Source organism: Thermococcus sp. ES12, assembly GCF_012027515.1.
Classification (GTDB): Archaea; Methanobacteriota_B; Thermococci; order Thermococcales; family Thermococcaceae; genus Thermococcus; species Thermococcus barossii.
On the sequence record NZ_SNUP01000141.1, the window covers coordinates 1 to 390 of the forward strand.

The window sequence follows — 390 nt, forward strand, 5'->3', positions numbered from 1 at the left end:
TGCTCAAAGGCTACTGGAACCATAATTCCAGAATCAACACTTACCAAATTTTTAAGTTTTTTAGGTGTAATCTTTCTCATCTCAACAAATCTATAGGGCATATATATAAAATCGGGTTTTGGAAAATCGATAGACACATTTGTTATGAACATATCTTTAAAGTGGTCTCGGTACTTCTTCAAAATTGCTTGTGAGACCACATCCACCAACTCATTGTGAGTCAAGATTTCATTCATTTTTTCTCCCCAAATGCGTTATACTAGCATTTTTAAAATATTTCACTTTCATACGCATTTACCACAATTTTTCCAGTTTCCCGTCCTTTGTAATTTTTATACCATACTTGACTATCCAAGATCCATCAGCCGTTTTTTCAAATGGAAACTCTCC

General features: G+C 33.8%; 1 protein-coding gene. It reads right to left on the reverse strand.

What is annotated here, in order from left to right:
- Positions 1 to 236, reverse strand: a 236-nt coding sequence (locus E3E37_RS11460; protein ID WP_167717476.1) for a hypothetical protein, incomplete at its 3' end; no start/stop codon positions are given.
- Positions 237 to 390: the final 154 nt, after the last annotated feature.